Origin of the sequence: Donghicola sp. XS_ASV15 (assembly GCF_041224595.1) — a bacterium.
Taxonomy (GTDB): domain Bacteria; phylum Pseudomonadota; class Alphaproteobacteria; order Rhodobacterales; family Rhodobacteraceae; genus Donghicola.
Genome location: NZ_JBGFGN010000010.1, coordinates 1 through 6,673 on the forward strand (window position 1 = coordinate 1; position 6,673 = coordinate 6,673).

Consider the following 6,673-nt stretch of genomic DNA (forward strand, 5'->3'; position numbering starts at 1 on the left):
GCACCTTCAAATACAAGTCCACGGTGTATATCCCCAAGCCCTCCCGAAATCCGAAAGGGCAAAAGTGGACGACTTTTACGCCGCCCGCGACAACACTATGCCGTCGCTACCGTGGCCGAGTATTGCTCCGCCGTTCACACAACGCTCTTTGACAGAACTTCTTCTCCAAGCACATCTTTGACAAAGGCTCCAACTTCGCGACCACGTTCACCGATCAAAGCGATCACACGAACATCAGCGTGGACACCAACCGCCAGTTCACCGAGCAAATGTGATTTTCCGACACCAGAACCGGCAAAGATGCCCATACGCTGCCCGCGCACCAATGGAAGGACAGTGTCAAACACGTTCAATCCAGTGGACATACGCGCGCCAAAACCACGACGCCGCGCCGCTGCAGGGGGAGACTGATCAAGAGACACCGGTCTAGCGCCCCCCAACAGCGGCCGACCGTCCAGTGGTCGCCCCCAAGGATCGATGATCCGGCCAAGCCAACTTTGATCCGGCGCAATTCGGCGCGCACCCCGATATTCGCTCGAATCGCCTATTGCGCAGCCTGCAGGTGATCTTTCTGGCAGGGCGATGAGTTCATTTTCTTCTAACCCGATGACCTCTGCCTCAAAGGTTTGCTCGGCGGAACAAACTCCGACAACATCACCGAGTCGCGCTCGATGATTCAAACCCGAGATCTTCAAAATACCTGATTTCACAGAGGAAATCCGGCCACACTCTTTGACAGCTCGTAGGATGCTGATCTGGTTTCCCAAGGTTGCAAGGTTGGTCATCGAAAATCCTCGAACAGGTTTATGCAAACCGTTTCTAAAGGAATCGCGGTTAACCCTTGATTGAAGCTAATCGAGGGAGAAGCCCCGATGTTTGAAAATATCGGCATTTTCAGAGTGGCTACGGATCTGATGTCCCACGCCACCGCACGGCAGAGCGTTACTGCCTTGAACATCTCGAACGCCGAGACTCCGGGCTATACAGCGCGCGAGATGCGCGATTTCGAGACGTCATATTCTGCCCCGCAGCCACTAGCGATGAATAGCACGCGGGACGATCATTTCGGCAGCTTTCTCACTGCGACCAAGAGCGGCTTTGACCAGGTAGACACAAAAACACCTGTCGATCTGGAGCAACAGCTTTTGAACAGCGCTCAGATCGAAGGTGACCATCAACGCGCCTTGAATGTCTATCGTTCAACGCTCGGGATCCTGCGGTCCAGTCTTGGCAAAATGTGAGGCAAGCGGATGACCGATCTCACGCAATCCATGTCGATTTCGTCCGATGGCCTACGTCTGCAAAGTCAGCGCCTGCGCCATGTCTCCGAGAATATCGCGCATGCTGACACTCCCGGCTACCAGCGCAAATTGCTTTCGGTGAAAACCAAAGAATTTACCCTGTCTGCCGATCAGGGTCCGCAAGCCGGTCGCGTGGTCCTAGATCAAACACCTGTTCAGGAAATCTACGATCCCGCCCATCCGATGGCCGATGAAAGCGGGCACTACCGCGGATCAAACGTCGATCTTGTCATAGAGCTTGCCGACGCAAGGGCCGCGCAGCGCTCCTATGAAGCCAATCTGAAAATGTTCCAACAAGCGCGAGAGATGTCCTCGAGTCTACTCGATCTTCTCCGCAAGTAATCCAGAAGGATAAAGTGATGGATATCAGTTCCGTTTTTGCCAACCAGAAATTCAGCGCAGCCAAAGAAATCCTGAAGCCCGCACCGCAGGCAGACATTCCAGAGCAGACCATTTCAAAGGTCCAGAGCTTTGCCGACGCGCTGAAGGCAACCGAGGAAACCGCCGTGAGCGCGATGTCTGGCAACACAGACAATGCAGCATTGGTCCAAGCGATCGCGCAAACAGAGTTGGCCGTTGAGACCGTGGTCTCCGTCCGCGACAAGGTGGTCCAAGCCTACCAAGAGATCCTGCGCATGCCCATCTGATGTCCGAGACAGTCATATTTGACTTGATGCGGCTGGGGCTTTGGACGGCTGTTCAAGTCTCGTTACCAATTCTGGCTGTCGCTCTGGTCACAGGCTTGGTTATCGGTCTTTTGCAGGCTCTCACGTCCTTGCAAGAGATGACCCTGACCTTTGTTCCCAAGCTGTTGGCCATCGTCATCACCTTCTGGATGAGCATGGATTTTATGACCGCGAGCTTGGTCAACCTCTTCCAGAACGAGATTATCCCGATTCTCGCGAGGTCCCACTGATGGATTCGTCTTCTTTTGCACCGTTGTCCCGCCAGCAAGGCTTGCTGCAAGAGATGTCGGTGATCGCACAGAATATTGCCAATGCGCAGACCACGGGCTACCGCGAGCAAGGCGTCTTGTTTTCGGAATACCTCGCGCCCCAAACGGTTGACGGTGGCCTGTCGATGACCAAAGCCCACGGTCGGCTCGTGTCTAACACCCAAGGCGCACTGTACGAGACCGGCGGCCAGTTCGATTTGGCAATCGACGGAGAGGGCTACTTTCAGGTCGACGACAACGGGCAACCGCGCCTGACCAGAGCGGGCCATTTCGTACCTGACGCGTTTGGTACTTTGCGCAGCCCCGATGGTTTCGCACTGATGGACCTTGGCGGAACCCCAATCCAAGTACCGCCCGACGCCAGAGAAATTGCAATCGCGCCTGACGGAACGCTGTCTGCCGACGGGCAACCACTTGCGAAAATTGGCGTTGTGAGCCCCGAAAACCCCGGAAACCTAAACCGTTCTGCAGGCGCCGTGTTTGCCGCACCGGATGGCATTTTGCCAACCAATGGCGGTGCCTTGCGTCAAGGATATCTCGAGGCGTCAAACGTCGACCCGATCCGTCAGATGGCCCGCATGGTCGAAGTTCAGCGTGCCTACGAATTGGGCCAGAGCTTTCTGCGCTCCGAAGACGAGCGCATGCGCAACGCCATCGACACTCTTACACGATAAAGGAACCAAAAGATGCGAGCCTTAACTATCGCAGCCACAGGGATGAGCGCCCAACAAACCCGTGTCGAGGTGATTTCAAACAACCTCGCCAACATGAGCACCACCGGTTACAACGCCCGCCGCGCCGAGTTTTCGGACCTACACTATCAACAGATCACCCGAGCTGGCAGCATCAGCGGTAGCGACGGGAGTGTCGTGCCCACCGGTATTCAGCTTGGCCTCGGCGTTAGGCCCTCTTCTGTTTCCGTGAACTTGTCACAAGGTGCGCTGACAGAGACGGGTGGCGACTTGGACATCGCGATCGAAGGTGCTGGGTACTTTGAGGTCGCGCTCCCGTCTGGCGAGTCGGCCTATACAAGAGATGGCGCTCTGAAACGTTCCGCTGACGGTTTGCTTGTGACGTCAGATGGGCACGCGTTGAACCCTGACATCATGATCCCGGTAGATGCGCAAAGTGTCCACATTAATGCCGATGGCGAGGTATACGGATATTTCGCCGACAGCGCCGAAGGGCAACTTCTGGGGCAAATCGCCCTGTCCAACTTCGCGAACCCCCGCGGCCTCGAGGCGCTCGGGTCCAATCTGTTCCGCGAGACCGAGGCTTCTGGCGCGCCTTACAATGCTGAACCCGGCGAAGAAGGCTTGGGGACTTTGCGGCAAGGCTACCTTGAAGACAGCTCTGTCGACCCAGTGCGAGAGATCACGGCGCTGATTGAAGCCCAGCGTGGGTACGAGCTGAACTCCAAAGTTATTTCTGCGGCCGATCAGATGCTTGGCGCAACCACTCAGGTGCGGTGATGCGGTTTGCAGGACTTCTCTTGTGCCTCTTGAACGCCATGCCACTTCAGGCCGAAACGCTTGTAGCGAGCCGAACGCTCCCCGCGCGGACGGTGATCAACGAAGGCGATTTCACGATTGTCGGTGGCGATACACCTGGTGCGGCGGCGACAATTTCCGAGGTCTTGGGCAAAGAAGTCCGATCGACAATCTATAGTGGACGCCCTCTTTACCTAGCTGGCCTGTCATCTCCTGCGCTTGTCGAGCGCAACCAGCTCACCACGCTCGTTTATCAAATCGGCGCGCTGACAATCTCTGCCGAAGGCCGCGCAATGGAGAGGGGCGCCGATGGAGATTTGATCCGAGTGATGAACCTATCGTCGCGGACAATCGTTCAGGGAGCGGTCCAGCCTGACGCAACCATATCAGTATCTGGTAGCATTAAATGAAGAAGTATCACGTATATAGTGTCATACTCTGTGGCATCCTCCTACTGCCGGGATGCAATCGCTTGGATCATCTCGGCCGCGCACCAACGTTTTCGCCGATCGAAACTGAAAACACCGAGCACGCTGCAATGCTCAGCCCAGGCATCCCCCTCTACACTGCAGCCCCCCATCGACGGGGCGACGAAGCCTCTCTGTGGGATGCGGGGCAAAAGTCCTTACTTGGGGACCGGCGCGCAGAAAAAAGGGGGGATATTCTGACAGTCGTCATCGAGATTGATGATGAGGCGGAAATCTCAAATTCGACCCAACGTTCACGCGATGGATCCGAGAACCTATCGCTCCCATCGCTCTTCGGGATTCCCCAGCGGGTCCAGTCAGATTTGCCAGAGGGTGCAAGCCTTGCCGACGCTGTGTCGCTTAGTTCCTCGGGAGAAAGCGCAGGAAAAGGGTCGGTCCGCCGGAATGAAAAATTAACCCTCAGGATCGCCGCAACGGTCACCAACGTGATGCCAAACGGTGTCTTGGTGATTGAGGGACAACAGGAAGTGCGTGTGAACTTCGAGCTTCGCGAGCTTCTGGTCGAAGGCTTTGTGCGCCCCGAGGACATCTCCCGCGGTAACGAGATCACATACGACAAGATCGCCTCGGCACGGATCTCATATGGCGGAAGAGGTCAGATTACTGATGTACAGCAGCCGCGATACGGCCAGCAGATCACTGACATTATCCTTCCTTTCTAGAGTGTTACGATGAAAATCCTTCTTCCTGCCGTTTTGACACTGGTTGGCCTAGGAGCCGGCGCCGGTGCAGGCTTTTTCCTGCCTGTTGATCCCTCGCAGCTTCCCTTGGGCAAAGGCCACGAAGAGAGCTCAATCGACATGCTCGACCAAACCCCAAAAACCACCGAGATCGTAAAACTTAACAATCAGTTCATCGTGCCTGTTATTGAAGATAACGGCCAAAGCGCTTTGGTCATTCTGAGCCTAAGTCTGGAGGTGGCAGAGGAAAAGAGCGAAGAGGTTTTCGAGCTTGAGCCCCGCCTTCGTGATGGGATCATGAAGGTTCTTTTTGAACATTCGAGCCACGGAGGGTTTTCAGGACGGTACTACAGCGAAGACAAGATGTCCGTTCTACGCAAATACCTTCTTCAAAGCGCACAAAGCGTGATGGGCGAGGGTGTTCAGAAGATCTTGATTACCGATCTCGTGCGACAAGCTGCCTAGGACGTCTCCTTGAAAATACTCTCTAGCGCGAGGCGCCGTCCCAGGGCGCGTCGCGCTTTTTGCTTTGCGGCCTCTTCCAATAACGAAGCCTTCGCCAGATTAAGGTTAAGCGACCCGATCTCCCGCCTCCGCCACTCCCCCCAAGCATTCCCCATAACTTGAAGTTGCGCTGGCGCTTCCGAGGGCTGCAACATCGCAACCATTCGCAGCTCTCCAATCTTGTTCGCAAGGCGCTGCACGTCTTGAGAGTGCGCTCCAATCTCAGCGATTTCCCGATCTGCGATCATCTGCGCAAGCTCGATCAAGCTTTTCTGGTCTGGCGTCATGAGACCTCCGTATATGGCGTTTTTCTTGCGCGCTCGCGGATTTTGTCAGCAAACCGAATTGCCATCGCAACCGCCGCGTAAAGATCTGGCGGAACCTCTTCCCCAATGTCGCAAAGGACATTTAACGCCCGCGCGGTCGGAATGTCTTGGTGAACAGGGATGTTATTCTCGATCGCTATTTCCTTTATCCGCAGTGCAATTTCATCTTGTCCTTTGGCCACACAGATCGGTGCGCTCCCCTTTTCACGGGACCACTTCAGAGCAATGGCAACGTGAACCGGGTTCACGATCAAGACATCCGCGGAAGCCGCGTCTTGCAACATTCGGCTTGAACTAATCTCAAATGCGCGTTGCCGGCGTTTCTGCTTTACCTCTGGACTGCCTTCATTGTCCTTATGCTCATCTTTGACCTCGCGATCGGTCATCATGTGCTCTTTTAGAAAAGCCTGTTTCTTTATAGTGAAATCAATCACCCCAAATACTAGAAAACACACAGCCAAGCAAACTAGCAGGACCTTTGTGTCCATCTGATCTTCCTGAAATTGGAATAGCAAATCAGCCTGCATCAAATAATGAAATTCACGATACAGGCTCAGAGAGAGAATACTGCCAATCACAGAAACGACGCTAACTTTCGATAGCGCCGTCAAAAACTGAACCATTCCCTTTGAGCCAAATTTTTGCACCGCATTCCGACCTGGACTCAATCTTTGCCAATTCAGAGAAATATTCTCCAATCTGAAGTTCATTCCTTTGAGAAATCCACCGAATAATAGAGCAACAACGATCGGCAAAGAATATATCTGAAGAAGCCCGAAAACCGTTTTAACCCACATTTCCCAAGTAAGGCGCTGATTTCGCTGTCCTGACCATTATATTTCCTATATAAAACATGGTGTTGAAGGCTGCGAGGGGCGCGTTTCATGGATCACCCAGAGGGTGCGGGCTTGCAACGGGCAGATCGGGTG

Annotated in this window: 11 protein-coding genes and 1 pseudogene; 9 read left to right on the forward strand and 3 right to left on the reverse strand. The window is 54.5% G+C overall.

Features of this window, described 5'->3' with window-relative positions:
• Window positions 1-134: 134 nt before the first annotated feature.
• On the reverse strand, window positions 135-785 hold the full coding sequence (locus AB9K37_RS00095) for a hypothetical protein (RefSeq protein ID WP_369835048.1): 651 nt from the start codon (window positions 783-785) through the stop codon (window positions 135-137).
• An 87-nt stretch (window positions 786-872) separates the two neighbouring features.
• Between AB9K37_RS00095 and AB9K37_RS00100 the strand changes: the two genes are divergently transcribed.
• From AB9K37_RS00100 to AB9K37_RS00140, 9 genes are read left to right on the forward strand one after another with little or no spacing between them, the layout of a single operon-like run.
• Window positions 873-1,241, forward strand: a complete 369-nt coding sequence (locus AB9K37_RS00100; protein ID WP_369835049.1) for a flagellar basal body protein — start codon at window positions 873-875, stop codon at window positions 1,239-1,241.
• Window positions 1,242-1,250: 9 nt separating this feature from the next.
• On the forward strand, window positions 1,251-1,643 hold the full coding sequence (flgC, locus tag AB9K37_RS00105; protein ID WP_369835050.1) for a flagellar basal body rod protein FlgC: 393 nt from the start codon (window positions 1,251-1,253) through the stop codon (window positions 1,641-1,643).
• A 17-nt stretch (window positions 1,644-1,660) separates the two neighbouring features.
• On the forward strand, window positions 1,661-1,948 hold the full coding sequence (gene fliE / locus AB9K37_RS00110) for a flagellar hook-basal body complex protein FliE (RefSeq protein ID WP_369835051.1): 288 nt from the start codon (window positions 1,661-1,663) through the stop codon (window positions 1,946-1,948).
• A complete protein-coding gene (locus AB9K37_RS00115) occupies window positions 1,945-2,217 on the forward strand; it encodes a flagellar biosynthetic protein FliQ (protein WP_369835058.1) in 273 nt (90 codons plus the stop codon). Before fliE ends, AB9K37_RS00115 begins: the two co-directional genes overlap by 4 nt.
• The gene (locus AB9K37_RS00120; protein ID WP_369835052.1) at window positions 2,217-2,930 is read left to right on the forward strand and encodes a flagellar hook-basal body complex protein; all 714 of its coding nucleotides are present in this window, start codon (window positions 2,217-2,219) and stop codon (window positions 2,928-2,930) included. Before AB9K37_RS00115 ends, AB9K37_RS00120 begins: the two co-directional genes overlap by 1 nt.
• A 12-nt stretch (window positions 2,931-2,942) precedes the next feature.
• Window positions 2,943-3,728 carry a flagellar basal-body rod protein FlgG gene (gene flgG, locus AB9K37_RS00125; RefSeq protein WP_369835053.1) on the forward strand — a complete coding sequence of 262 codons (786 nt, stop codon included), beginning with the start codon at window positions 2,943-2,945 and terminating at the stop codon, window positions 3,726-3,728.
• Window positions 3,728-4,156 carry a flagellar basal body P-ring formation chaperone FlgA gene (flgA, locus tag AB9K37_RS00130; protein WP_369835054.1) on the forward strand — a complete coding sequence of 143 codons (429 nt, stop codon included), beginning with the start codon at window positions 3,728-3,730 and terminating at the stop codon, window positions 4,154-4,156. Before flgG ends, flgA begins: the two co-directional genes overlap by 1 nt.
• Entirely contained in the window at window positions 4,153-4,896 is a 744-nt protein-coding gene (gene flgH, locus AB9K37_RS00135; protein WP_369835055.1) for a flagellar basal body L-ring protein FlgH, read from the forward strand. Before flgA ends, flgH begins: the two co-directional genes overlap by 4 nt.
• Window positions 4,897-4,905: 9 nt before the next feature.
• Complete coding sequence (locus AB9K37_RS00140) at window positions 4,906-5,379, forward strand: flagellar basal body-associated FliL family protein (protein WP_369835056.1); 474 nt, start codon at window positions 4,906-4,908, stop codon at window positions 5,377-5,379.
• Here AB9K37_RS00140 and AB9K37_RS00145 read toward each other — a convergent pair.
• Window positions 5,376-5,705, reverse strand: coding sequence for a hypothetical protein (locus AB9K37_RS00145; RefSeq protein ID WP_369835057.1), 330 nt, complete (start codon window positions 5,703-5,705; stop codon window positions 5,376-5,378). The two genes, AB9K37_RS00140 and AB9K37_RS00145, sit on opposite strands and share 4 nt — an antisense overlap.
• Window positions 5,702-6,544, reverse strand: a pseudogene (locus AB9K37_RS00150) (flagellar biosynthesis protein FlhB); the annotation flags it as partial. The pseudogene AB9K37_RS00150 and the gene AB9K37_RS00145, both read right to left, overlap by 4 nt.
• Window positions 6,545-6,673: the final 129 nt, after the last annotated feature.